Genomic DNA, 23,162 nt, shown 5'->3' with positions numbered 1-23,162 from the left:
TCCTTTCTAGTTAGGTGAGTTGGGCGGCAATGGCGGCTGCCATGGGCGCGGGGACGCCGAGGCGGGCGCGCAGAGTGTCGGTGTCGATCCGGCTGCCGGTGCGGGCGTGGTGGTCGTCGGCGACCTTGCGGGCGTGGGCGACCAGCGCGGGCGGTACCGGCATGGCGGAGGCGGGCTCGGCGGGGGCCGCCGGGGTGGCGGCGGGCAGGGCCGGGGTGTCGGCGGCGGGAGGAACCGCAGGAGGCTCCGGCTCAGGTGTCGGGGCGGGTGCGCGTTCGACGTCCGGGGCGGAGGCCTCGGGCTCCGGCGGGACGTCCGTCTGGTCGGGGGGCGGTTCGGGGGCGTGGGCGAGCAGGGTGCCGCCGAGGAAGGCGAGCGCGGGCCAGCCGGCGACGCCGAGGCGGAGCAGGGCGGGCGGGTTGTCCATGTCCAGGAAGCCGGCCGTGGCGACGTTGGCGCCCAGCGAGGCGACCAGGGCGATCAGGAACCAGCACCAGGCCAGCCAGGAACGACGGGCCCGCAGTCGACGCCAGGCGGCGACCATCAGCAGGTCGACGGAGACGGGATAGGCCCAAGCCTTCCAGCCGGTCTGGCCGGCGGCTTGGGCGAGGTCGTGCAGGTGGGAGAAGGACAAGGCACCGGAGATCACGGCTTGAACGAGCACGAGGTGGTACAAGGCACGGCGCATGGTCTTCACCTCCCTTCGCGGGTGGTTGAGCCCGGGGCGGACGGGGAGCGGTGTCCGGCCGCCCGGCCCCGGCGGGTTCAATCGGTGGCGGCTTCGCCGGTGCCCCAGCAGGTGAGGCACAGGCCGGTCTGGTGGTCGTCGGTGGCGCGGCCTTTACGGGCGCCGACCCGGACGGCTTCGGTGATCTCGCCGTGGCCGTCGCAGTCCGGGCACTTCGCGGGCTCAGGCTTCGGCGGAGCCGGCTTGCGGCGGGTGGCGGGCTTCTTCGCGGCGGGCACGGTCACCACCCCTCGCCGGGGTACTCCGGGCCCTCGTTGGGGTCGTAGCCGGGCGGGAACAGGCCGGGCGGCGGCTCCGGCAGCGAGGCCGCCAGGCACGAGCCGACGGTGTCGACGAAGTCGAGGTCGGCGCCGAAGCCGTCGGCGTAGAGGGCGAGTTGGCCGAGCATGACGACGGTGCGGGCGAAGTCCTCGCAGTTGGGGCACATGAGAGGTGCTCTTCCTTCTTCGGGCATGGCTCGGGTAGGGACCTGGCGCGAGGCGGTCGCGCCAACCGTGGAACAGGGGTGGGATCAGGCGGCTTCGGCCACCGCGGGCGCCTCGACGGGCGCGAGATCCACCAGCGGGCGGAAGCGGGCCAGCTCCGGCAGATCCGGGGTCAGGTGGGCGTGCCGATTGCAGGCGGTGACCGCCTCGCGCATCGAGGTGTAGGCGGAGCGGATGCGCATCCACTCGCCGTTGGAGTAGCCGACCACGGCCATGCCGGGGCGGTCGTTGCGGATCTGCGTCGCGGCGAACACCGCGTGCGGGGACACGTCCCCGAAGGCCATCTTCGAACTCGACTCGTCGTTGACCCGGTGCGACATCCGGCCCGTGAGCTGAGCGCGCAGCATGGTGATGCCGTCGCCCAACTCGGAGCCGAAGCGCTGCCCGTAGATGTCGACGAAGATGCCGGCGGCGCGACCAAGCTGAGCCAGCCGCACGAGGGCGACCACGGCCCGTTCCCGGCGCTTCTTCTCCGCCGCGGTGGTGAACAGGGCCAGTTCGGCGATCTCGTCGATGGTAAGCACCACGGGCACCAGCCGCAGGTGCTCGGGCAGCCCCCAGATGTCGGCGGTGATCTCCACGTCCGGGGTGTCCGCGCTGACCCGCTGCTCGCGGCGGATCGTCCGATAGATCGCCTCCATCCGGGCCACCAGGGCTTCGAGGAGGTCGGCGGCGGCGTCGGGGTTGTCGGCCAGAGCCGAGAACCGGCGTGCGAGCGGGGCGAGTTCGACGCCGTTCTTGCAGTCGATGCCGACCAGCGCCACGCGCTGAGCAGCAAGTTCGGTGATGACCCGGCGTTGTGTGACCGACTTGCCGGAGCCGACCGCGCCCAGGGTGATCGAGTGCGGCACCTGCCGGTAGTCGCGGTAGTGGACCGAGCCGTCCTCGCACAGCGCCACCGGGATGCGCAGCTCACGCCGATCCACGCGGGCCGGCATCTGCACCCGCCTGAGCACGTCGTAGCCGGTCATGGCGATCTCGACGGTGCCCGGTTTGATCTCGCGGGAGGTGACCTGATGGACGCCGAAGGCGTGCCGCAGCCGGTCGACCGCGGCCGAGTAGTCGAAGGCGTCCTGACCGGGCCGCATCCGAATCCGCAGCCGCAAGCCGGTCCGGGTCGGCTTGATCCACAGCAGCCGGGGAACCCGCTGGCGCGGCGTCTCCCAGTTGAACCAGCGAGCTAGGGCCAGCCGGAACCGCGAGGCCGAGACCGTCAGGTCACAGGCGTCCATCACCGACGCGTACCGGAGACGGATCTTGAGAGTGGCGAACAGGACGCCGAAGGTCATCCAGTACCAGGCCGGACGCCGCCACCGCAGCAGCAACGCCAGCCCGACCAGCACCGCTAACGCGGCGACGATCAGCAGCTTGGTCATGGTGTTCAGCCCTTGCCGTTCGAGCCGGCCGGGGTGAGCTGCTTCGCGGCGACCGCGATCGCGCGGTAGGAGATGCCGTGCCCGAAGTCGTTCTCCCACGGGCGGGCCACCAGGCCCGGCAGCTCAACCGGCATGCCGGGCATGAGGTCCGGCTGAATGCCGTCCTCGGCGACCACGATCGTCACCGCGTCCGGACGGCCGTCCACGATCACGGCGACGTTGACGTTGTAGAGCACCTTGCCCGACTGCTTGTCGATGGCAGCCTCACCGGTCTCGCGATTCTTGACCTTCTTCTCCGGGGCCTGGATCAGCATGACCGTCATCGCGGCCGTGTCGACGGGGATCTGACGCATGATGGAGTCTCCCTGTTGGGACAAGCCCCGGACTGCGTTGTGATCTTGGCGGATGGCACGCAGTCCGGGGCAGCTTGTTGTTCGACGCCTCCGAAGGTACTCGCAGAGAAACTGCGGGTCAACAGAAAAACTGTGACTAGTAGCAGAACTCCGAGTCTGCGAGACTGTATGCAACAAGAAGGAGGCAGAAATGGGCAACTTTGGGCTCTTCGTCCGCTTCACGCTGCGCGAGGGTGCAGGCGAGGCGTTCGACGCTCTGGTCCGGGAGACCGCCGCAGGGATCCGTGCGCACGAGCCCGGAACGCTGGTGTACGCCTGCCATGAGGTCGAGGGTGCGCCGAATGAGCGGGTCTTCTTCGAGCTGTACGCCGACCATGCCGCCTTCGAGGAGCATGAGCGTCAACCACACACCCGCCACTTCCTGACGGAGCGTGACAAGTACGTCGAAAAGACCGAGGTTGATCGCCTTCAGCCGTACACCGGCAAGTACCCCACCGGGGCCGAGAAGTGAGCGATTCCGAGACCAGGACTGTCGGTCAGCGGGTCAGGGAGCTGCGCAGAGCCGCTGGCATGTCACAGAGCGACCTTGCTGCGGCGATGGGACGTTCCGAGAGCTGGGTGTCGCAGGTTGAACGAGGCGTACAGCCCGTTGAGCGGCTGTCGATCCTCCAGGCCCTTGCCGATGCCCTCAACGTGTCCGTCCGAGATGTACGGCCCGATGCTGCCCCAGCCGAGGAGGTCAAAGCGGAGGAGCAGCCGAAGAGCAACGACCTTGACGGCCTACGCGTAGCCCTCACCGGGCACCCAGCGCTGGGCAGTCTCTTTCAGCAGGCGCCGGCCGAACCGACTCCGTCGCTTGCCGATTTCCGGCGGCGAGTGGACGAGGCCTGGACGCTTGCGCATGCGTCGAGTTACGCAGCTCTGAGCGATCACCTTGCCAAGCTGCTCCCGCTCATCGAAACCGCCGTACGGCACGCTCCCGCCGCTGAGCGCGCGGAACTGCACTCGTTGCGGGCCAGGGCGTACCAGGTGGCCGCAGCGAGCTTCACTCGCCAGGACCAGGCCGATGCGGCATGGGTCGCGGCTGATCGAGCCCTGGAAGCGGCCGAACTCGCCGATCAGCCGTTGGAGGTTGTCGCGAGCCTGTTCCGCATGGCGCACGCCTTCATGCGCCAACAGCACATGGAACAGGCCGAGCAGGCAGCGAGTTCCGCCGTATCCGTTATGGCGACGAGGGCAGAGGCCCCCGCATGCCCGCCAGAAGAGCTCTCTCTACTGGGCGCCATGAACCTTGTCCTTGCGGTGATCAACGCGAGGGAAGGCAACCGAGGACGGACCCATGAACACATCGACCGAGCGCGAGCGATCGCGGCGCGATTGGGTGAGGACCGCAACGACTTCGACACGGAGTTCGGGCCGACGAACGTCGAGATCCACGCCGTAAGCACAGCCGTGGAGCTGGGAGACGCCGGGCTTGCCCTGGAAGTGGCCCAGCAGGTGGACGCATCGGGTCTTTCCCCGGAGCGGCAGTCACGTTTCCTGCTTGACGTGGCGCGTGCACACGCGCAGCGGCGACACGTCGGTGAGGCCACAGCCGCGCTCTTGGAAGCCGAGGCTCTAGCACCCGAACAGATCCAGGATCACCACCTGGCCCGCGAGGTCATCCGCGACTTGATCCAGCTTTCGGGCCCTCGTATCCCTGAATCGCTGCGCGACTTGGCCGAGCGGAGCGCTGTCGTCTAGGCAACCCGTGCCGATCAGTGCCGATCAGTGGCGCGGTAGAACTTTCCCTACTTCATCAAGGCGGCTCGCTCCGCTCACCGCGCGCGGCCCGGCCCCCGGCCGGGCCTGCGCTCCTGTCTCCGCCCCGCTCCAGCCCGGCCGGCGCCCGTGCCGCGCGCACAGCAATCAGCCGCTTGCCGTTAGAGAAGGGGTACGTCGTGGCTGGGACGGTCGGCTCCGCGGCTTTACGCAGCCACTTTGGCGCGAGCCTCGAAGGTCATGGCCCCAACGTCGTGCTTTAGCGGGCAGGTCCACAGACTGCCCGACGCGCCGGAAGCTTACGGGGCCATGATCACTCGCGCCAAAGCAGCTCCAGCCCAAAGCCGCTCCGCCGACCTCTGCTGGCCCCCGAGGGCACGGCGTGCCCGCAGCGCGGCACCGCCATGGCGCAGATGGGAGTTCCACGGCTTCGATCATTCGACTGCCCGGCCTGCGGCCGCCGTTTCGTCTGCTCGGCCGACAGCGACGACTCCGTCCCCTACTTCAGTAGAGAAGAGGAACGGAGTTCTGGTGCGGCAGTACGGGGCGACAACTGACTGTTCAACAAACAGGACTTGACGCTCTTTCTCAAGATGCGCGTGGATGGCCTAAGACGTAGCCTGGGAAACTAGAGGCGGCGCTGAGTGGCCGGGTTTCATTCCTCGTGCTCTTGTAGGGAACCCTGTCAATCGACTATGGCGGGCCGCCGACCGTCGACGAGGTCCTGTTCGGCAGCACCCCGCCCCGCTTATCGATCTCGACGGACGTCGTCGCCGCGCGAGTACACCTTGGCGGCGCGATAAATAGTGCGTGTCGCTGCCTACCCTCCCGCCAAATCCATTCGCCTTGGAACTCGTTGCCCAGAATCATGAGATCCGGAGGGGACATCGATGAGTCCAACGAGAAGCACCATCAAAACCGTGTACTCCGACCGGGCACAGCTCACTGCAGGGGAAAAAGAGACGATCGAATCACTCGACGCCTCCTTTTCAGCTGACAGAATTCCGGAAGGCCACGAAACGGTCACAGAGATCCGTAGGTCGCTCGCGAAGGAGACCCGTGAAGCGCTGAGGTCCGTGATCCCGGATCTGGAGGAGCGTGGTCGCGCGCAGAGAGAGCGAATCATGCCTGAGCTCGATAGCCTAAAGGGCACTGCGTTGCAGCCGAAGGACGACCCGGTCATTCGACACGACCCGTCCGGGTCAATCACGCCACTCGACGACGACGCGAGTGAGCTGCGTGACTGGCCCATCCCCCTCCCAATCGAACCCATCCAGCCCCCACACGTGGGTGAACTATGGAGGGCTTCGATGAGCGGGTTCTCGAGTGACCCGAACATCCTCTATGACGTCGATAACGATCCCCTTCGGATCTTTGGACACATCGGCTACTCCGGCGACGCACTCCTCAATGGCGCGGTGGGCCTCGCGATGACGTTCACCCTCCCTCCTGAGCGCATGGAGTACACAAAACGGACGGCCTTCGTGGTCGACCCCGACCTGCGAATACAGGGCTTTGTCTCCGGCTCCACCGGCTACTACCACCCAATCTTTGCCGCGGACGATAAGTGGGCGAAGTGCTGGGAGTTCGTCGAAGCGACCGTAATGCTCAGCTCCGGCGAGTGGCTGGCGGGGAACTCGCTGCAGACAACCCTCTCCGATCTCCAAAACGTGTATCCGGTAGGAATGTCGAATGACCACCGGTACTATGGATGGCTCCCCGGTCCCCTGAGGTTCACGGCGAACATGAAGGACCTCCGCCAGCGCGGTGTGTCGATTATCCTGCGCACCGCGCTCCGCTACGATTTCCAGCTCGAAGGTGAGAGCGACCTCTGGTTCCGAAGCCGGGGCGGCCCAGCCAGCGAGTCCGTGCCAGCATTCGACAACGCGCTAAACTTCCGCTGCTCGCCGGGCGTGGTCAGGTCCATCCCCTGAACCGGATTCGCAGAATACGGCGCTCGCCACTCCTGCATTGACCGCATAGCTCATACCTATTGGGTCGTGATCGGTGACACGGGCAAGGCAAGATGCCACCCATGGTCACTCCGTTCGTCAACACCCGCGCGAAGGCCGAGGACGGGCCGTACCGCTGCCCCTGCTGCGGCTTCCTGACGCTTGATGAGCGAGGCAACTTCGAGATCTGTCCGGTGTGCTTCTGGGAGGACGACGGGCAGGACGACCACGATGCCAACCGGGTTCGAGGCGGTCCGAACGGCTGGCTGAGTCTCACGGAGGCCCGCCGGAACTTCCATGCCATGGGAGCCTGTGACGAGCAGTGTACGGCGTTCGTACGCGACCCTCGGCCGGACGAACACCCGGCGGTCTGACATCACCAGCTGACATCAATGTCGCCAGACAGCGACGGATGCCAGCGACCTCAGCCGGATTCCGAACCGCCCAGCCAACAGGTGTCCGAGCAGCCCGCACGGTCCATGAGCCGAACTCCTAATGCGGTGCTCATGCACGAGCGCCCTCCCGGGCCGTCCTCGGGCCGTGGAAGGGCGCTCAACGATGACCAACGCCGACAACTGCCAGCAGCTCAGCAGCAGGCCAGGACGTTGATCGATAAGACGGCCGCAGGTCACGACCGCCGTGGGTCAGTTGTGGCTGATCGGCTCCCATGACCAGAGGGAGCAAGAAGTTGAGTTCGAAGCGTCCGCCGGCGTCGTAACCCGCGTCGCAGTACGCACGCGCCCAGACCGTCAGGGACCAGGCGACGCAGTCCATAGCAGCTCCGAACAATGCAGAGCCTGCCCAAGAGAGACAGGAGTTGGATCTCAGCTCGGCTGTGCACAGCAGGCAGCTTAAGACGCACCGCTGGAGCTAGGCAGGTCCCGGCAGCCCTCAAGTCAGACCCAAGGGCGCCAGACCGGCCATGACACACCGGACGAGTTCTCCAGGTGCGAACGGAGCATGGCCGACTTAGGCTGATGAATAGGCTTGATAATATAACCGAAGTGGGCCGGCGTTACACTCTTGGGTGTATTTGATGTATTTTCCGAGTTCAATTTCTCTAAGTTTGGGAGTAGGTTAATCTCCGCTTAGTGGTGGTCGAAATGAACTCGAAGGGCACACGGCCGCTCATTGTCGTAACTGGGGGCCCGACTATCGACTGGGGCGTAATGCTCCCTGATCACCGGTGCCCAACGGTGGAAGAGCGCCCTAATTCCGTAGCAGCCACCTACTGGCACTTGGGAGGGGCGCTCGGCTTGGGCAGTCTGCCCAATCTTGCCGTATCCGATTCGGCCGACGTCCGCGGACAAAGAATCCGTGAAGCACCAGCACATCGGTGTTTTGCCGTCGGCTGGGTGGCTGGGTGGCTAAGGTCGCTGGTGCGATGGGGCGTAGTGGCTCGCTGCGCTTGGCATGGGGGTGGTGGGTGTGACGGAGCGTCTGCTGCTGGAGGTCCCTGGTGATGGCCGGGTGACGGTTCTGGCGTGGCCGGATGGTGAGTTGTATCCCAGTCGGGTGGGGGATCCGGTGGCGTTGGCGTGGCCGTTGGATGGGCCGGTACTGGAGGAGTTGCGCTGGTATCTGGAGGAGTATCTGCGGGCGCCCTTCGGGGTGTACGGCGAACGGGGCTCTCAGGTGGCGGCCCAGTTGCCGGGGTGGGGTGAGCGGGTTTTCGAGGCGGTGTTCGGCGCGGGGCCGGCGCGGGATGCCTATCTGCGGGCGCGGACGCGGGCGGCTGCGCGGGGCGGCCGTGTGGAGCTTGTGGTGGTGTCTGGGGCGGCGGAGCCGCTGGGGTGGCCGTGGGAACTGATGGCTGATCCAGAGCGGCCTACTCCGATCGCCCTGGATGCGCAGATGGCGGTCTCGCGCACCATGCCGACAGCGAGTCTGGGTGAGGTCTTCTCGGTCGGGGGGTCGCGGCTGCGGGTGCTGATGGTGATCTCCCGACCGCGCGGCACCCGGGATGTGGGGTACCAGATGATCGCCCGCCCGTTGCTGCGCCGTCTGGCAGCGGTGCGCGGGCAGGTGGAATTGGTGGTGCTGCGGCCGCCCACTCTGGAGCACCTTCAGCAGGTGCTGGGGCAGGCGCGGGAGGCGGGTGAGCCGTTCCAGGTCGTGCACTTCGACGGGCACGGGGTCTTCGGTCAGGCGCGCGGTCCGTTGGGCGGGGCGGGGAGGCCGGTGATGTTCCGGGGGCCGGGGCCGCAGGGGATGCTGGCGTTCGAGAAGTCGGAAGGTGGCCTGGACCTGGTGCCCGCGGATGAGGTGGCGCGGGTTCTTAAGCAGGAGCAGGTGCCGGTGGTGGTGCTCAATGCGTGCCAGTCGGCGGTGGTGGGCTCGCAGGTCGAGGCGGCAGTGGCGACCCGGTTGCTGCAGGAGGGCACCGCAGCCGTGGTGGCGATGGCGTATAGCGTGTATGCGGTGGCGGCCGCCGAGTTCATGGCGGCGTTTTACGAGCGGCTGTTCGCCGGTGACCGGGTGGCTGAAGCGGTGGCGGCGGGGCGCCGTCGCCTGGCCCAGCAGGCTCTGCGGCCGTCGCCGAAGGGGATGATGCCGCTGGCGGACTGGGTGGTGCCGGTGCTGTATTCCCGCAGCGAGGTCCGCTTTCCCGGACTTCGTACCGAGCGTGAGGCCGGGCAGTCGCTGGCGGAGTTGCTGGATCGGATCCGCGAACGTCCCCAAACCGGCGAGACGGGTTCGGAGGGAACGCTGGAGGCGGTGGGGGAGTTCATCGGCCGTGACGCCCTGCTCTACACCCTGGACGTGGCCGCCCGGCTGCAGCGTGTGGTGGTGCTGCACGGTCCCGCAGGGACGGGAAAGACCGAGTTGGCCAAGGCGTTCGGCCGGTGGTGGCGCGACACCGGGGCGCTGGACCATGCGGACGGAGTGATCTGGCACTCCTTCGAACCCGGCGTCGCCTCCTTCGGCCTGGACGGCGTGATCACCAGCATCGGGCTGCGCCTGTTCGGCACCCAGTTCGCCCTCCTCAACCCGGACGAACGCCAGGCCCTGGTGGAAGAGGTCCTGCATAAGCACCGGCTGCTGCTGGTGTGGGACAACTTCGAATCCGTGCACACCATGCCGGACCCCACCCAGGCCACCCCACCCCTGCCGGATCAGGACCGCGACGCGCTGCGCGACTTCCTCACCTGTATCGCCGCCCGCGGCAAGAGCGCGGTCATCGTCACCAGCCGCACCCCGGAAACCTGGCTCGGCTCTGAAACGCGCCGGGTGGAGGTGCCCGGCCTGGACAGTGAGGAGGCCGGCCAGTACGCCGACCACCTCCTAGCCCCCTACCCCGATGCCCAGCCGCGCCGGGAGCTGAAGGCTTTCGGGAAGCTGATGCAGTGGCTGGACGGACACCCCCTGAGCATGCGCATCATCCTGCCCCATCTGGACACCACCAGCCCGCAGGACCTGCTGGCCGGCCTCCAGGGCACCACCCCCCTGCCCGACACCGCGACCGGCGACCGCACCACCTCGCTCTCCGCCAGCATCACCTACTCCTTCACCCACCTCCCCGCCGCCGACCAGCAGGCCCTGACCATGCTCAGCCTCGTCCACGGCGTCGCCGACGCCGATGTCCTGGGCGCTTTCTCCACGGACCCGGACGTGCCCGAGCCCTTCCGCGGCCGCACTGCCGCCGAGTGGACGCATCTGCTGGACCGGGCAGCGAGTATCGGGCTGCTGACGCCGCTGGGGGCGGGCATGTATCGCACCCACCCCGCCCTGCCCTCCTACCTGACCGCATACTGGCAGGCCCAGGCCTCCGACGCCTACCCCGACCAGCGCACCGCCGCCCTCCGCGCCCTCCTGGACGCCCACGCCGCCCTCGGCCACGCGCTCATGGAACAGATCAGCAGCGGCAACGCCGAGCTCGCCATGGCATTGATCCACTACCAGCAGCGGACGCTGGGCAGCATGCTCGGCTACGCCCTCGACCATGGCCTGTGGACCGACGCCCAGGCCATCGCCCAACCGCTGGACAGGTACTGGGACGCCCGGGGGCTGGTGGAAGAGGCGCGGGCATGGGTCGACCGGGCACGGCTGGTCCTGGAAACCCCCGACGGTAGCCCACCCGACCTGGACACCCCGGCCGGCGCACTGTGGCTGTTCCTGACCGGCTCACAGGCCGGCCGACAGATCCAGGCGCGCCAGCTGGATCAGGCCGAGCACACCTACCGCAACATCCTCCACGCTCTGAAACAACGACCGCCCACCTCCCAGCAACGCGCCCGTCTCTCCACCGCCTATCACCAGCTCGGCATGGTCGCCCACCTGCGGGGGCGGCTGGAGGAGGCCGAGGACTGGTACCGCCAATCCCTCACCATCAAAGAGGGCCTCGGCGACCGGCCCGGCATGGCCACCAGCTATGGGCAGCTCGGCATGGTCGCCCAGGATCGGGGGCGGCTGGAGGAGGCCGAGGACTGGTACCGCCGATCCCTCACCATCGACGAGGACCTCGGCAACCGGCCCGGCATGGCCACCAGCTACCACCAGCTCGGCATGGTCGCCCAGGATCGGGGGCGGCTGGAGGAGGCCGAGGACTGGTACCGCCAATCCCTCACCATCAAAGAGGGCCTCGGCGACCGGCCCGGCATGGCCAGCACCTATCACCAGCTCGGCACGGTCGCCTACCTGCGGGGGCGGCTGGAGGACGCCGAGGACTGGTACCGCCGATCCCTCACCATCGAAGAGGACGTGGGCAACCGGCCCGGCATGGCCACCACCTATCACCAGCTCGGCATGGTCGCCCAGGAGCGGGGGCGGCTGGAGGAGGCCGAGGACTGGTACCGCCAATCCCTCACCATCGAAGAGGACCTCGGCAACCGGCCCGACATGGCCAGCACCTATCACCAGCTCGGCAGGGTCGCCCAGGAGCGGGGGCGGCTGGAGGAGGCCGAGGACTGGTACCGCCGATCCCTCACCATCGAAGAGGACCTCGGCAACCGGCCCGGCATGGCCATCACCTATGGGCAGCTCGGTCTCTTGGCCGAGGCGCGGCAACAGCCGCACGTGGCATTGGAATGGATGGTCCGATGCGTGGCCCTGTTTGATCAGTTCCCGCACCCGGCAACCGGACCAGGCCCAGATGATCTCAAGCGGCTGACGCGGACGTTGGGAATTGCCACCCTCGAACAGACCTGGCAAACCATCACCGGCAACAGCCTCCCGCCCGCAGTACGCCACCACGTCATCACGGACCCGCCCACAGCTGCCTGACCCTCACAAGGAGAACAAACCGCATGGTCGACCCGGTCGGACCCGGCGCACGAGCCGCAGCACACCGCCTCACCACGCCGCACAACCCCAACCTCGCAACCGACGTGGAAGCCGCCCTCCACGCCCGCGAGACCACCACCCGCCCCGATCAGTACCTTGACCCCATCTCACTCGGCGCTCTCATCGTGAGCATCGCCAGCCTCGCCTGGACGGTATACAACGACCTAAAAAAGCAGACTCCCGCACCCCACCACGACGTCATCACCCGCCACGTCCGCATTCGACTCGATCAGGCCGAAACACCCCAACCGGCCCTCAGCCCCACAGACCGCGACCGGTACATCGACATCACCATCGAAGAAACACTCAACGCAGCCCAAGACCCCACCTTGGGCCAGGACTGATCCAATTCCCGCTACCACAGACTCAAGCCGAGCATGCACAGCCAGGCATTCCATCCGGGCCGTGAGCAGCTGCGGCTGGCCACGTGCTCCACAGGCGAGCGGCCCACGGTTGCCGTACAGCAGCGGAGTACAGCAACCACCGCGACCGCAGCCGACCTCCAACGGCCATCGATAACCTCACGACCAGCGTCCTAGACCGTAACGACCTTGCAGCCGGTAGTTCGCATCGAGGGGCCAGGGCACGGTCCCCGGGTCGTGCCACTCTCGTGCCAGAACGGGCGGGGACTCACGGGGAATCGAGGTTCGAGGCGGGGCATACGACGGGGCCCCGTCCAAGGTAGGGAATCCCCAGGTCACGACCTTGATCGCCCAACCTCGCTCCTAAAGCGGGTGTCGACCCACCCGGCTTGCCTCCTTCGGTCTCGCTCCACAGAGGCTGTGGGCCATACATCGGCCAGCACGGGCAGTTGGGCTGCCTGGCCGAGGGGCGCAGGGTTGGGGTAGGACACACTTCGCCCCGACGCTCCGAGCGGCGACGTGCCGGGGAAGTTCGTTCCGCGCCGTACTCCGCGCGCCTCCATACTGCCCTGCACACCATGATCACCATGGGCGGCTGTGCGGAAGGGCGGAGCGGCCCGAGGCGCAGGCCGGCCAGCGGGAGCACCCGCACGCACCGAAGTCGATGTTCACCAGTTTGGGAGTCACCCCGCCTGCCGATCGCTAGGGGACGGCCTCACCCCGTTCGGCCTTGGCGACGCGCCCTGCGGCAACGCTGCTTGGTGGCGGCCTTCATGGCTCAACCGGGCCCACCTCCCTGGTCCAAGCTGCGTCCGCCAGCACATCGCGCGGCTCGGCTACCGCTGGCACGGACTGATGCGGTGCGGGCGTGTGTCATTGCGGAGGTGACCAGCGGGTCACAGTCACTCTTTGATCATGAAGAATCAGCCTCTTGTGGTCGTGCAGGCGCCGGACGACCGGGGCCTGCGGACCGTGATCATCCGGGGTGAAACCGTCGGCCGAGCCTGGTCGCGTCAAGAACTGGAAAGATTCCTACGGCGCGCGGGCCTGCCCCTGGACATCCTCGACGACCCGGCGCGCGTCCACTGGGTAGCGGACAAGGAGTGCTGGCCCGACCACCCGCGGAGAAGGCGTGCTACGGCCATCGTCATGGCTCTCGGACTTCTTACATCCGCCGGCGTGCTGTCCTATGTGGGAATCAAAGACGCGTTCAATGCGCTGGCGTACGGCGGGCGCGTCATGGGCGCCATCTTCATGGCCGCGGCGTTGATCGAGATGGTCGCCGCTCTTGCCCTATGGGACTACTGGCGGAAGAGGGTCCTGCGGTACTCAGGCGAGGCAGTCCTGGTGGGCGTCGGTTCCGTGACAGGCACCAATCTGATGTTCCTGGTCATTCAGATCGAGGGCGGGGACTACACCCGGTTTCTCTGGCTGTGGATCGGCCTGGGTATCTGGTCGGCCTGGGCACTGTGGGCGCTGACGCGGCAGAAAGTTTGGCAAAAGATCCCGAATCCCAAGAGCATCGCGCTCGGCGCTGCAGTGTCCGGCATCGTCGGGGCCGCGGGCCTCACCTACTCGCAGATGTACGTCCCGTATACCACTCCCGTGAAGGTCCCCTTCGGCGTCTCCTTCGGGAAGCCCACGATGAGTGCGGATGGCGCTGTGCTTCACGTGCCAGCACATATCGAGTTCCGTAACACCGGTTCGGTGAGAATTTACGTTGTGGGCACCATGTGGAAGGTGAAAGGCTACCCGACCAAGTTGAATACAGAAGGTAACAGTATGCGTGACTGGAAAAACGATCTCTGGCAGTACGGGAACACACTGAGACATGTCTCTTACTCCCCTTCCCGCATGCTGGGGACCGGCAACGTTGGGAACCCGGGTGACACGCTGGACCCCGGTGACGACTTCTCAAAAGACGTCACCGTCGATGTGCCTCTGCAGTCTGGCATCGGTCGCGTCGAGGTCGACGCGAACATCTCCTATATCAGGGCCGACAGGTGCAAGCTGGGAAACAGCTATAGATACTCCCAGCAGGTCTCCTGGGATACGGAATCGAAAGACTTGAAACACACAAGGGACGCCCCCAAGTGGTTGGCAGGGCCGGGGGATGAGTTCTACCGCTATCATTCGAGAATTTACCGCAGTAGCGAAATGCTCAACCTAACGCACGCTGGCGACTATGCGGCTGCATGGTGGGTGCTGCCGCAGTGGTGGGAGGGCGCGCCGTTTGCCAAGGGCGATACCGATCCATACATGCATGTGAGTATCTTCCGCGATCCGGAAGGAAAGCAGACGCTCAGTGATTCCGAACAAGAACCCTACGGCATGAAGACTATGGACATATGGACTGAGCGCACCATCGCTCAACTCCTGGAAGCTGCGGCCAAGAAATAGTCACCTGTACGCCAGCGAGGTGACCAGGAACAATAGCCTCCTATACCGTTTCCGCGAATTCCTAGAAAACGCCATCCGCATGACCCGGCAGCTGAGAGACACGGGACCGGGCAGCCGCGCTGGCAGTGGTTTCATCAGCGCTGCCTAAACCTCATATGATCATGGTCGAGTGGCTTGAACAGCGACGGCGCCCGGTACAGCAACACAGTACCGCAACCACAACAACCGGCTCCCACCGATAGGGTCCCTCTGGGGCCTCGAAGCGGCCGGTATGGCTGTCGCTGACCGATCTAGATAGAGCTACGGATCAGAAGGTGCCCGTGCCCCATCCGTGCCCGATCGCACGGGGAACCGCGGGGAACTGCGGTGTCGAGCGGGCACGGCACAATGCAACGGCCCCTGACCGAATCGCCTGGTCAGGGGCCGTTCACCTGCGCGGTGGGTGTGGGATTTGAACCCACGGTGGCTCGCGCCACGACGGTTTTCAAGTCCGATCCCTGCGGCCCAGTGCCATATGCACGGCGAGATCCCTCGTTGGCCACTTACTATGACGAGTTCCCCTTGGCTCGCCGGGAATCAAAGCTTGCCACGCTACCGACAATCTCCCCTCTACTTTGACTACATCCACAAGCTCCTCGCCTTCACGGGAGAGGAGCCGATAATGGCCAGCAGTTACCCTTCTCAGCTTGGATCCGTCAGGTAAAGGCATCCATCTAGGCTGGTCCTTGTTGACCGGCCTTTCCAACTGATCCAATTTTTCATCAGGCATTGGCCCTAAAGCGACGTAGCCGAGTTCAACAGATACTCCGCTAACCCCTCCCAATGGGATTACTCCGGTTGCAACATTCGCGTCCTCTCCCGCGAAATCTGCCAGTCGAGACCGTATATCAAGAAGCTCTTCATTCAAGTTCGTAAACGAGCACAGCGCTGCAAGCCGAGTAAGCGGACTACTGGCATGTCGCCTGCGTGAAGCCCAGCCGAAGTGAGTCAGCAGAAGGACCACAAAGACTTCCGGCTGAGGACCGTACGAGACACACTTGGCTGCATCCTTCTTGAGCTTTCTTATCGTCCTAGAACTAATACCCTTCACTCCGAAATTCGCCGTCGCATCAACGGTGAATTCAACGACCGCGAGAGGTTCATACTTCTTATTGAGGACGGCTATATCCGACCGGCAAACCAAAAATTCAGGAGAAACAATCCCTCCCCACTCAGTCTGTACCACCACGCGGGAGGATTCCAACATAACGTGAAGCTGACTGGCTATGATGTCGCGGAAGTGCAACTCTGAGCGACCTTGGCCAGCTACATAGGCCAACTGGCCTTCTGGCTGCCGCTTTACAGCACCCTCCAGAGCATCAGCAATAACTTGAGCCGTTATCACGTTTTCACTGGGCAAAGCATTCCCCCCTGACTGCACCATCCTTCTCTGCCCTTCCCCGGTAGCGTGCCACATCGGGGGAAGAGGCAATGCTGCAATGACAAATCAAGACGCAGCCGGTAGAGCACAGCCACTCTCACTGGCCGCGCCACAGCACACCAGATCAAGCAGAACAGCGGGGAATCACGGTCAATGAGGCTGAGTCCTACGAGGCCAAGCCCAACCGTTAGCCCAGGTCAGCACCCGAACCGGCCCTCAGTGATCGCAGCTTCCCAAGCTGACGTCCTCTCGTGCGGGTCAGAGACGAGCGTCCCAGTCGCCGCGCGTTTCGGTCTGCCGCTTCGTCCGGGCTGCGGCGCTGGGGCGCCGGTCCCGGCCGAGCGGCAGACCGACAGCGGACGAGGCATGGCACGCAGCAAGTGGCCCCGCACATCGATCGCCGGGGGCACGACGATGTACGGGGCCCGCCGACCGTTCGCGGGAGCATGCTCGAACCGCAACCGGCCGGGGTCTGTCGGGTGAAGTGATCAGGCAGTCGCCGGCTCTTCCGTCAACGCATCGGTGGACATCGCCGTCTCCGCCGCGAGACCCGACATGATCAGTTCGGCCAGCATCAGTGCTGCCTCCGGCCGGATGGTCCCGAGGCGTACCAAGCCGTCGCCCAAGACGTTCACGTCGGCCGTGAGGCCAGGGAAGTCCGACTCCAAGCGCAGGGCGGTCAGTTGTACGGCCAGCGCTCCGGCGCTGCGTCGAGCCTGCGCCCAACCGCGGACGTACGGAACGCCAGGCATCAGGTTCTCGGCGCGCTTGGCGACGACTCCTCGTCGGTCGGTCATGACCTCAATCCTCTCCTGCACGATGTTCGGTACTGGCCTCGCCGCTCTCCTCAAGACGCTGCAACCCCGAAGCCAGCGCCAGCCGCAGCAGCTCCGCCACTCGCTCGGCGGTGGCCGGCGACACGCGCCCGAGTTCGACCAAGCCGTGTCCGAAGGCGTTCAAGTCGGCTCGCAGGTAGGGGAAATCCTTCTCCATCCCTGCGCGGATCAGGGCATCCCGCAGGGCAGTCGTGGCGTTGCGCGCGGCGTACCAGCCGTCGCTGTCCAAGGGCGACCAGGTAGCAGCGTCGTGCCGGTCGGTGGCGTCATCCCGCATCGGTCGCCGTCCCCTCGAATGCGGACAGAGCGAGGGCAGCCGCAGAGGGGTAGCGCTTGCCGTACCGGTCCACACGGGCGAGCAACTCTGCAGAGGCTACGAGCATGGTCGCCAAGGCCACCGGCCGGAGCGGGTTCGCCATCGGGCGCCGGGTCGGCGCGCGGAGCCACTCGTAACGGTCGCCGGACATGGGCATGGGCCCCGGGACGACGACCACCGAATCGCGGCTCAGGTAGCGGTACGCGGGTGGTGCTCCCTCCTCCTGCGCAAGGTAGTGGACGAAGGTCTCCTGGCTCTTCGAGCCCAGGAAGAAGCCCACGCGTCGGGCCTTGTGGTCGAGCACCGTTGGTCCGAAGGGCAGCCCACGGCGCAGCAGTTGATCGAAGGTCTCGATCCCGATGCGCTGGTCGACCGTCACCACGTCGAAGAGGCGGCCAGTCGGCAGCATGTACGGCGCGCGGGGGTCGTCCGCCCAGGTGGCCCGGCACGCCGCCGGATCGTCGGCCGCCGCAGAGAGCCATTCGACGCCCCTCCTGGTCATCCTCTGCACGTCATCTCACCTCAGTCAGACTCAGTTGCGGCTGCGATGCCGCCCTGTGTCCAGACTCGGGCTCACCACCCTGGCCAAGGCAGATGACGAGAGGTGACGGGGGATGACGCGTCACGGGTGCGCGCGTCATCCCCCGTCACGTGCCAACCGCCCCCGATCTCCGGTTACTTGCAGCGCTCAGCGATGAACAGCGCGTACATTCGGTCGTAAGGCCAAAGAGTCGCGCGTCCCAGAAGTCGCACCTGTGCACCGGTGGGGAGGGAACGGTCACGTCTTCCATGGAGCCGACCAGCGTTCGCTTACGGCAAGCCCGTGTGGGCCGAGGCTGGAGTCAGCCACGGTTGGTGCGCGAACTGCGTCAGGCTGCGATGCACCGTGGCCACCAACTCCCGTCGGACGCGAGCGTGAAACGCCGAATCGCCAGCTGGGAGAACGGACACAGCACACCGGACGACTTCTACGGTCCATTGCTGTGCGAGGTGTACGACCTCAGCGCCGCCGAGCTCGGGCTGAACCACGAAGGCGAGCGGGACACGGGGCTCTTGGACGCCGGCTATCCAGCGAGCCCCGAGGGCGCCATCGAAGCAGTTGGCCAGCTGTGGCGCGCAGATCTCAACCGGTACGAGCCCCTGCTCCAGGCCGAGCCTTCCGAACCCGCGTGGAACGAAGCCTCACTCCGGTGGCTGGTGGCGCCCGAGCCGGCCGTTCCCCGGCAGCGTCGGGACGGGATGCGCGTCGGTCTCGGAGACGTGGCTGCCATCAAGACCACCGCGGACATGTTCGCCGAGTTGGACGACCGTTTCGGTGGCGACCATGCTCGGCACGCGGCCATCCAGTACCTCAGTACCGAGGTGACACCGCTCCTGCGCGGCCAGTACACCGAGCAGGTCGGCCGGACCCTGTTCTCCACCGTGGCGGAAGCAACGCTTCTGGCCGGTTGGATGTCCTACGACGCCTGCCGCCACGGCCTTGCACAGCGGTACTTCCTCCAGGCTCTCCGGTTGGCCCAGGATGCCAATGACCGTCGGCTCGCCGGAAGCATCCTGTCCGCCATGAGCCATCAGGCGACGTTCCTCGGTCACTACACGCAGGCCGCGACGCTTGCCCGCGCGGCTCTCATGGGCATCTCTCCCGTGGCCACGCCGACGCTGCGTGCCCAGTTCCGCGCCATGGAGGCCCGCGCGCTTGCCCGAACCGGCGACGTACGGGCCTGCGAAGCCGCCTTGAGCGCGGCCACGAAGGCGCTGGAAGGCCGGAACCACGACGACGAGCCGGAGTGGATCACCTACTTCGACGAAGCTGAACTTGCCGCCGAGGCCGCCCACTGCTTCCGCGACGTCAACAGTGCCCGCCAGGCCGTCACCCACGCCGAGAACGCCATGAGTGGCAGCCACGTTCGGAGCGACTTCTTCGCGACCATGGTTCTGGCCGACGCCCACTTGCGCACCGGCGACGTCGAGGAGGCCTGCCGCGTGGCACTCGATGCGCTCGACCTGGGAGAGCAACTGAAGTCGGCACGATGTGTCAGCTACCTTGCCGAGTTCCGACAGAACCTCGCAGCGATCGGCAACACCACGGACGTACAGTCCTTTACCGAGCAGGCCAGAGAGCACAGGCTGTGGATCGCTTCCGGCGATCACATCAATTCCTGAAACCAGTCACCGTGCGTTCAGAACGGACCCCACTCCTCTCGGCCCTCCCCGGTACGGAGGGACCGCACCCGCCGAGCGAATTCGGCAGCAGACCGCTCGCTCGTCGTGACCTGGTGGCCGAGCCACGCAACCATCATCAACTCACGCAGGTCCGCAAGCGTTTCATACCCAGCCCAGTTCATCAGGTCGAAGCCGTACCGGTGAACGAACTCCGCGTACTCCGCCTTTGTACGCCAGCCGTACCTGTCGTAGAAGATCGCCGTCTGGATCAGGTCCCACTCGCGTGGGGCGAGGGCCAAGCCGTCCAGGTCGATGAGCACAGCGTGCCCGTCCCGATGGCGGAGGACGTTCCCGATGCTGGCGTCACCGTGGATCATGCCGAAAGGAAGGACGAAGTCCAGCCGGTCGTAGTCCTTGGCGACGCTCGCCGCTCGCTCTCCCAGGAACGTCCGGTCCTCACCCGAGATGCCGTCCAGCCCTTCGAGGGACGCCGCCAGCTTAGCGAGCGGGTCGAAATACGGCAGGCCCAGGGATTCAGGTTCCTCAAGCCAGTGCAAGCGCCGTAGGAGATCGGCCAGCTCGCCGACCGTCGCGTACTCCTCGTGCTCCTGGACGCTCTCCCAGAAGGTCACCACCAGGCCGCCGACGACGAGCGGTTGGACGACCGACGCCGGCACGCGCATGGCCGGGAAATCCTGCGTTTCAAGCCACCGGGCCACGCCCACGGCCCGTTCCATCTCAGCGAGCACCGACGGAGCACGCGCGATGCGGACGATGACGGGTAACGAGGTCAGGCGGTAGACCGCGTTCGACCCGAGCCGCAGCAACTCGGCGCCGCGGGAGTCGAGTCCGACCGTCGCGCATGCCTCCCAGAGGACGGGCTCCAGGCCCTCCGCCGTGAACTCCGCGCCGCCGCCGTCAGATGCCCCGCTGCTGCCCGAGATCATGCTTCGACCATACGGGCCGGACCGACCGCCCGACAGGTCGCCCACGTAATAGGGGCGTAATGATCTTGGTCAGCAGAGGGCGATCCCACGCCTGCCCCGCAGGTCAGGGCCCCAAAAGGGCAACGGCCTCTGATGGGCTCCGGAGCCGTGTGCGCAGGTTCGGATCCTGCCGGGGCACCTCGCATGAGGCGCCCAAGGCACCGTCACCAGCGGAAACGCTGAGGCCGGGGTCTTCGCGTTTGTGCAGCCGTATGCCGCTCAGCGCTACTGCAGCTCCTCGACAGCGATCAGCAGAAAGAGGCGCGGGTTCCAACGAGTGAATCCAATCGGTCCGCGAGTAGCGGTCGATGCGACAGCGGGAAGGCCATTGCACACCGGACGATCAATCGGCAGGAGGCACGCCTGTGCCGAAGTTCCTCATTCAGGCCACCTACACGCCCGAGGGCACCAAGGGGCTACTCAAGGAAGGTGCGAGCGGCCGCCGCGCCGCCGTCGACCAGGTCGTCACCGGCCTCGGCGGGCAGGTCGAGGCCATGTACTTCGCCTTCGGGGAGGATGACATCGTGCTCATCGTCGACTTCCCCGACTCGGTCTCCATGGCCGCCGTCAGCCTCACCGTCAAGGCCAGCGGAGCCCTCCACACCCGGGCCACCCCTCTCCTCACCCTCGACGAGATCGATGAGGCCGCGCGCCGACAGGTCACCTTTCGCGCCCCCGGCACGTGAGCCCTCGGAGACGCGGACACGTCTGCTCCCGCGATCCTCACCCCGCACCACAAGCGCACCAGAGCGAGCGGGGAACAGCGGGGAATCACGGTGAAAGCAGCCGCGCCCGACGCGACCACCGTGATGCCATTTTCCCTGGTCAGCGCGCGAGCCGACCGCAAATGATCGCAGCTTCCCAAGCTGATGTTCTCGGCGTGGTCCTCGCACTGGTGTCTCTGCTTTCACTGCGAGGGGGGATCGTTCAGCGTGGCGTCCCCCTGGCCCGGTCCTATAGCGGCACTCTTGCGACCCACCAAAGGCCAGCTGAGGAGATAGGCCCGTGACGAGGTTCGACCAAGTGCAGACGTCAAAGCTGCCAACCGACTACGACCAGTTGGTGCTGAGTCCTGAACACCTTCTCGACGCCCCTCTGCCCGAGCTTCTCGCGGAGTTGAGCGTCACGCTGGATGAGTCTTCGATCACCGACCCAAGCTTCACGGGTGCTGCCATGGTCACCCGAGATCGCGTGATCCTCTCGATGAGGGCAGGCCAACCAGACTGGGAGCGCGACGCCGTTGCACGAGCGCTGTTGGGACGCGTGCTCGACGTGCCGTTGTCACCGTTGCCTGAGCCGTACCGCATCAGTGAGGTCTGAGCTGGCCAGCTGTCTGGGCCGTCCCTGGGCCGTCCGAGGTCGCTCGGCAGTGGCCGATGACGACCAACAACGACCCCTAGACGGGGGCCATGATCACTCGCGCCAAAACTCCAGCCCAAAAGCCGCTCCACCGACCGCTGGGTACAGTGCGGACCCCAACAGCCACTGGGAGAGACGGGCAGATGGCAGACGCCGAGTGCACCGCATGCAGGTTTGTCGGGGGCATTGAGCCGCTTCCGGGCGGAACACTCCTCAGGACAGCGAAGTGGGTCGTGCAGCATTCGAAGGGCCCGCTGGGGCTGGGCACGCTGGCGGTCATGCCGATCCGACACGTCGTACATGTGTCCGATCTGTCCCGCAGTGAATCCGCCGAGCTCGGTCCCCTGCTGCAGCGAACAAGCGCAGCGGTGACCGCCACCATGAGCCCAGAACAGGTCTATGTCTGCCTCTGGTCCCACGCCGACGCGGTTCCCGGGCACCTTCACTTCGTGGTGCAGCCTGCGTGCCGAGATGACATGACCCGGCACAACGCCTACGGGCCGGTACTGCAGCTGGCCATGTCCGAAGCCAATCGGCTGCCAAGCAAGGCAGCAGTCGAAGAGGTGTGTGTTCGCATACGGGCCGAGCTCCACGCCTCCGGATAACGCCCACATCACGGAAGCCGCTGCACGTCTTCTTTGCCAGTGCCACAGGTCGTGCCCCGCTCGTGCCCGATCGGACGGCGAGCGGCGGGGAGCAAAGGGGAACGTCGGAGAGCGTTCCAGCAACCCGCAGGTCAGCTCGGATCCGGTTACGCGATCTTCCAAACTGGTGCTCCAGGACCCGAGCGCGGCGGCGCTTGACTGGGTCATTGAAACTCCAGGCCAAAGTCGCTACGCCGACCGCGTGGACGGCTGAGGGGCGCACGAGCTACAGGCACACGCTCACACAATCACCCGTCCGAGGGACCGTGGGCCTTGTCCGGGGCGCCCAAGATACGTCCTGACAAAAGAGACGCCACTATGGGTCTCAAGCAGGAGGCCCGCACCACCGAACGGGCTTGGCAGCAAGATCGGTGGGGCGGGCACTGAGTATCAGGAGGTACCGCTATGAGTGTGGCTCCAACTCGCTCTGTACTGTCAATCGCTCGCCCGAGGGACTGGGCGGCCCTGCTCATCGTCATCGTGATCGTCTATGTCCCGGCGGCACAAATCCAGGACATCCTGACCAGTCTGATCGCTCTGTCAGGAGTGCTCGTCTCGGGCTCGGCCGTGAAGGCCGTATCAGCGCGACTGCCGCAGACGGCCGCCTAAGGACGCACTACAGTAGCGGCCGACGCTGGCAGGGAAATCGTAGATCAGGGCTGAGTGCTGCCGCACTGCGGTTTCCTGCACGACCACCTAGGCCCGGGCCGTCTCCGGG

General features: G+C 66.1%; 21 protein-coding genes and 1 pseudogene. 12 read left to right on the top strand and 10 right to left on the bottom strand.

From position 1 onward, the window contains the following. Positions 1-10: 10 nt before the first annotated feature. The 5 genes from ACFV7R_RS13135 to ACFV7R_RS13115 all read right to left on the bottom strand — a co-directional run bounded on the left by ACFV7R_RS13135 (position 11) and on the right by ACFV7R_RS13115 (position 2,962). Positions 11-688 carry a DUF2637 domain-containing protein gene (locus tag ACFV7R_RS13135; RefSeq protein ID WP_385263142.1) on the bottom strand — a complete coding sequence of 226 codons (678 nt, stop codon included), beginning with the start codon at positions 686-688 and terminating at the stop codon, positions 11-13. A 77-nt stretch (positions 689-765) separates the two neighbouring features. Continuing rightward, positions 766-966, bottom strand: a complete 201-nt coding sequence (locus ACFV7R_RS13130) for a hypothetical protein (RefSeq protein WP_385263140.1) — start codon at positions 964-966, stop codon at positions 766-768. 2 nt (positions 967-968) lie between these two features. After that, positions 969-1,175: a hypothetical protein gene (locus ACFV7R_RS13125; RefSeq protein ID WP_385263138.1), complete on the bottom strand. Its 207-nt coding sequence runs from the start codon at positions 1,173-1,175 to the stop codon at positions 969-971. A gap of 84 nt (positions 1,176-1,259) precedes the next feature. Next, positions 1,260-2,609, bottom strand: a complete 1,350-nt coding sequence (locus tag ACFV7R_RS13120) for an FtsK/SpoIIIE domain-containing protein (RefSeq protein WP_385263137.1) — start codon at positions 2,607-2,609, stop codon at positions 1,260-1,262. Between the two features lie 5 nt (positions 2,610-2,614). Then, entirely contained in the window at positions 2,615-2,962 is a 348-nt protein-coding gene (locus tag ACFV7R_RS13115; RefSeq protein WP_385263136.1) for a hypothetical protein, read from the bottom strand. A gap of 190 nt (positions 2,963-3,152) precedes the next feature. Here ACFV7R_RS13115 and ACFV7R_RS13110 point away from each other — a divergent pair, with 190 nt between their 5' ends. From ACFV7R_RS13110 to ACFV7R_RS13080, 7 genes are all read left to right on the top strand, one after another. Further along, positions 3,153-3,473 carry a putative quinol monooxygenase gene (locus tag ACFV7R_RS13110; protein ID WP_385263134.1) on the top strand — a complete coding sequence of 107 codons (321 nt, stop codon included), beginning with the start codon at positions 3,153-3,155 and terminating at the stop codon, positions 3,471-3,473. After that, the gene (locus tag ACFV7R_RS13105) at positions 3,470-4,705 is read left to right on the top strand and encodes a helix-turn-helix domain-containing protein (RefSeq protein ID WP_385263133.1); all 1,236 of its coding nucleotides are present in this window, start codon (positions 3,470-3,472) and stop codon (positions 4,703-4,705) included. The genes ACFV7R_RS13110 and ACFV7R_RS13105 overlap by 4 nt, the downstream gene beginning before the upstream one ends. A 938-nt stretch (positions 4,706-5,643) precedes the next feature. Continuing rightward, positions 5,644-6,657 (top strand): hypothetical protein, encoded by a 1,014-nt coding sequence (locus tag ACFV7R_RS13100; RefSeq protein WP_385263132.1) that lies wholly within the window; start codon positions 5,644-5,646, stop codon positions 6,655-6,657. A 101-nt stretch (positions 6,658-6,758) separates the two neighbouring features. Continuing rightward, positions 6,759-7,049: a CPCC family cysteine-rich protein gene (locus ACFV7R_RS13095; RefSeq protein WP_385263131.1), complete on the top strand. Its 291-nt coding sequence runs from the start codon at positions 6,759-6,761 to the stop codon at positions 7,047-7,049. Positions 7,050-8,103: 1,054 nt separating this feature from the next. Next, a complete protein-coding gene (locus ACFV7R_RS13090; RefSeq protein WP_385263130.1) occupies positions 8,104-11,898 on the top strand; it encodes a tetratricopeptide repeat protein in 3,795 nt (1,264 codons plus the stop codon). Between the two features lie 23 nt (positions 11,899-11,921). Beyond that, positions 11,922-12,302 carry a hypothetical protein gene (locus tag ACFV7R_RS13085; RefSeq protein WP_385263128.1) on the top strand — a complete coding sequence of 127 codons (381 nt, stop codon included), beginning with the start codon at positions 11,922-11,924 and terminating at the stop codon, positions 12,300-12,302. Positions 12,303-13,235: 933 nt separating this feature from the next. Beyond that, positions 13,236-14,720, top strand: coding sequence for a hypothetical protein (locus ACFV7R_RS13080; RefSeq protein WP_385263127.1), 1,485 nt, complete (start codon positions 13,236-13,238; stop codon positions 14,718-14,720). A 484-nt stretch (positions 14,721-15,204) separates the two neighbouring features. Here the strand turns inward: ACFV7R_RS13080 and ACFV7R_RS13075 are convergent, their stop codons facing one another. The 4 genes from ACFV7R_RS13075 to ACFV7R_RS13060 all read right to left on the bottom strand — a co-directional run bounded on the left by ACFV7R_RS13075 (position 15,205) and on the right by ACFV7R_RS13060 (position 17,794). Beyond that, a complete protein-coding gene (locus ACFV7R_RS13075; protein WP_385263125.1) occupies positions 15,205-16,143 on the bottom strand; it encodes a hypothetical protein in 939 nt (312 codons plus the stop codon). A 485-nt stretch (positions 16,144-16,628) separates the two neighbouring features. Continuing rightward, complete coding sequence (locus ACFV7R_RS13070) at positions 16,629-16,937, bottom strand: hypothetical protein (protein ID WP_385263124.1); 309 nt, start codon at positions 16,935-16,937, stop codon at positions 16,629-16,631. Between the two features lie 4 nt (positions 16,938-16,941). Further along, complete coding sequence (locus tag ACFV7R_RS13065; RefSeq protein WP_385263123.1) at positions 16,942-17,253, bottom strand: hypothetical protein; 312 nt, start codon at positions 17,251-17,253, stop codon at positions 16,942-16,944. Continuing rightward, positions 17,243-17,794 carry a bifunctional DNA primase/polymerase gene (locus ACFV7R_RS13060; protein ID WP_385263366.1) on the bottom strand — a complete coding sequence of 184 codons (552 nt, stop codon included), beginning with the start codon at positions 17,792-17,794 and terminating at the stop codon, positions 17,243-17,245. Before ACFV7R_RS13060 ends, ACFV7R_RS13065 begins: the two co-directional genes overlap by 11 nt. Before the next feature lie 413 nt (positions 17,795-18,207). Between ACFV7R_RS13060 and ACFV7R_RS13055 the strand changes: the two genes are divergently transcribed. After that, a complete protein-coding gene (locus ACFV7R_RS13055) occupies positions 18,208-19,455 on the top strand; it encodes a hypothetical protein (RefSeq protein WP_385263364.1) in 1,248 nt (415 codons plus the stop codon). 17 nt (positions 19,456-19,472) lie between these two features. On the opposite strand, the gene ACFV7R_RS13050 is transcribed toward ACFV7R_RS13055, so the two are convergent. Further along, entirely contained in the window at positions 19,473-20,402 is a 930-nt protein-coding gene (locus tag ACFV7R_RS13050) for an aminoglycoside phosphotransferase family protein (protein ID WP_385263122.1), read from the bottom strand. 92 nt (positions 20,403-20,494) lie between these two features. Here ACFV7R_RS13050 and ACFV7R_RS13045 point away from each other — a divergent pair. The 4 genes and pseudogenes from ACFV7R_RS13045 to ACFV7R_RS13030 all read left to right on the top strand — a co-directional run bounded on the left by ACFV7R_RS13045 (position 20,495) and on the right by ACFV7R_RS13030 (position 22,405). Further along, a pseudogene (locus ACFV7R_RS13045) lies at positions 20,495-20,580 on the top strand. Positions 20,581-20,806: 226 nt separating this feature from the next. After that, a complete protein-coding gene (locus tag ACFV7R_RS13040) occupies positions 20,807-21,127 on the top strand; it encodes a GYD domain-containing protein (RefSeq protein ID WP_385263121.1) in 321 nt (106 codons plus the stop codon). Positions 21,128-21,446: 319 nt separating this feature from the next. After that, positions 21,447-21,761 (top strand): hypothetical protein, encoded by a 315-nt coding sequence (locus tag ACFV7R_RS13035; RefSeq protein ID WP_385263119.1) that lies wholly within the window; start codon positions 21,447-21,449, stop codon positions 21,759-21,761. Between the two features lie 182 nt (positions 21,762-21,943). After that, entirely contained in the window at positions 21,944-22,405 is a 462-nt protein-coding gene (locus ACFV7R_RS13030) for an HIT family protein (protein WP_385263118.1), read from the top strand. The last annotated feature ends 757 nt before the right edge of the window (positions 22,406-23,162 follow it).

The organism is Streptomyces sp. NPDC059866 (assembly GCF_042731325.1).
Classification (GTDB): domain Bacteria; phylum Actinomycetota; class Actinomycetes; order Streptomycetales; family Streptomycetaceae; genus Streptomyces; species Streptomyces flavusporus.
The sequence above is the reverse complement of the archived record's forward strand: the minus strand, read 5'-3'. Positions and strand labels throughout refer to the sequence as shown.

Coding starts and splice junctions, on each gene's coding strand:
- ACFV7R_RS13135 (WP_385263142.1), bottom strand. CDS start 688: ATGCGCCGTGCCTTGTACCACCTCGTGCTCGTTCAAGCCGTGATCTCC.
- ACFV7R_RS13125 (WP_385263138.1), bottom strand. CDS start 1,175: ATGTGCCCCAACTGCGAGGACTTCGCCCGCACCGTCGTCATGCTCGGC.
- ACFV7R_RS13120 (WP_385263137.1), bottom strand. CDS start 2,609: ATGACCAAGCTGCTGATCGTCGCCGCGTTAGCGGTGCTGGTCGGGCTG.
- ACFV7R_RS13115 (WP_385263136.1), bottom strand. CDS start 2,962: ATGCGTCAGATCCCCGTCGACACGGCCGCGATGACGGTCATGCTGATC.
- ACFV7R_RS13110 (WP_385263134.1), top strand. CDS start 3,153: ATGGGCAACTTTGGGCTCTTCGTCCGCTTCACGCTGCGCGAGGGTGCA.
- ACFV7R_RS13095 (WP_385263131.1), top strand. CDS start 6,759: ATGGTCACTCCGTTCGTCAACACCCGCGCGAAGGCCGAGGACGGGCCG.
- ACFV7R_RS13085 (WP_385263128.1), top strand. CDS start 11,922: ATGGTCGACCCGGTCGGACCCGGCGCACGAGCCGCAGCACACCGCCTC.
- ACFV7R_RS13080 (WP_385263127.1), top strand. CDS start 13,236: ATGAAGAATCAGCCTCTTGTGGTCGTGCAGGCGCCGGACGACCGGGGC.
- ACFV7R_RS13075 (WP_385263125.1), bottom strand. CDS start 16,143: ATGGTGCAGTCAGGGGGGAATGCTTTGCCCAGTGAAAACGTGATAACG.
- ACFV7R_RS13070 (WP_385263124.1), bottom strand. CDS start 16,937: ATGACCGACCGACGAGGAGTCGTCGCCAAGCGCGCCGAGAACCTGATG.
- ACFV7R_RS13065 (WP_385263123.1), bottom strand. CDS start 17,253: ATGCGGGATGACGCCACCGACCGGCACGACGCTGCTACCTGGTCGCCC.
- ACFV7R_RS13060 (WP_385263366.1), bottom strand. CDS start 17,794: ATGACCAGGAGGGGCGTCGAATGGCTCTCTGCGGCGGCCGACGATCCG.
- ACFV7R_RS13050 (WP_385263122.1), bottom strand. CDS start 20,402: ATGATCTCGGGCAGCAGCGGGGCATCTGACGGCGGCGGCGCGGAGTTC.
- ACFV7R_RS13030 (WP_385263118.1), top strand. CDS start 21,944: ATGGCAGACGCCGAGTGCACCGCATGCAGGTTTGTCGGGGGCATTGAG.